Source organism: Streptomyces sp. NPDC001153 (genome assembly GCF_053598315.1).
On the sequence record NZ_JBSFJZ010000137.1, the window covers coordinates 1 to 1,321 of the forward strand.

Genomic DNA, 1,321 nt, shown 5'->3' on the forward strand with positions numbered 1-1,321 from the left:
TGAACCGCTCCGGGTCTGATGGAGGCTCGATTCCCTGAGAGGATCGAGTCATGGCCCGTCCGTCCCCTTATCCTGCCGAGCTGCGTGAGCGTGCGGTGCGCATGGTCGCGGAGGTCCGCCCCAACTACCCAACTGAGTGGGCCGCGATGAAGGCGGTCGCTGCGAAGCTGGGCATCGGTTCCGCTGAGACGGTGCGGACGTGGGTCCGTAAGGCCGAGGTCGACGCCGGCCAGCGTCCCGGGGTGACTTCGGAGGAGGCCGCGGAGATCAAGCGGCTGCGGGCCGAGAACGCCGAGCTGCGCCGGGCGAATGAGATCCTCAAGGCGGCCTCGGCTTTCTTCGCGGCCGAGCTCGACCGGCCGTCGAAGCGCTCGTAGCGTTCATCGACGCCCACCGGCAGGTGTTCGGAGTCGAGCCGATCTGCAAAGTCCTGACCAGCCATGGACTGAAGATCGCGACGAGCACCTACTACGCCGCCAAGAACCGCACCCCCAGCCAGCGGTTCGTCCGCGACGCGGAGCTGAAGACGCAGATCAGCCGCGTCCACACCGACAACTTCGGTGTCTACGGAGTGCGGAAGGTCTGGCGGCAGCTGCACCGCGAGGGCATACCCGTGGCCCGCTGCACGGTCGCCCGGCTGATGCGTGACCTTGGTCTTGAGGGTGCCCGACGCGGGAAGAAGGTCCGCACCACCATCCGCGACGATGGCCATGACCGGGCCTCTGACCTGCTCAGACGCGACTTCACCGCATCCCGTCCGAACGAGCGGTGGGTCGCCGACTTCACCTATGTCGCCACCTGGTCGGGCATCGTCTACGTCGCCTTCGTCGTGGACGTGTTCTCCCGGGCGATCGTCGGCTGGTCGGCCGCCACCAGCAAGCGGGCCAAGCTCGTCCTCGACGCCCTGGACATGGCCCTGTGGCGCCGCGACCGGGCTGGCATTCCCGCAGGTCCCGGGCTCGTTCATCACTCGGACGCGGGCAGTCAATACACGTCTTTCGCGTTCACCGCCCACCTGCTCGAGGCCGGCATCGACGCCTCGATCGGCACCGTCGGCGACGCCCTGGACAACGCGCTCATGGAGTCCCAGATCGGCCTCTACAAGACGGAGCTGATCAAGCCCCGAAGGCCCTGGCACGGCCTGGCCGACGTCGAGCTCGGCACCGCGGAATGGGTCGACTGGTTCAACAACCAGCGCCTCCATACCGCCATCGGGGACATACCGCCCCACGAACACGAGACCAACCACTACGCTCAACACCAGCCCCAACCGGCGGCTGGAGCCAACGCATAGAGCCTCCACCGATCCCGGAGCGCTTCA

General features: G+C 67.3%; 1 protein-coding gene. It reads left to right on the top strand.

Translation table 11 applies throughout. From position 1 onward, the window contains the following. Positions 1–50 precede the first annotated feature (50 nt). Positions 51–1,294 (top strand): IS3 family transposase gene (locus ACWDEN_RS48110; RefSeq protein WP_450864477.1). Its coding sequence is split into 2 segments (ribosomal slippage): positions 51–333 and positions 333–1,294, totalling 1,245 coding nucleotides; the frame shifts between segments, so codons are not numbered across the junction. Positions 1,295–1,321: the final 27 nt, after the last annotated feature.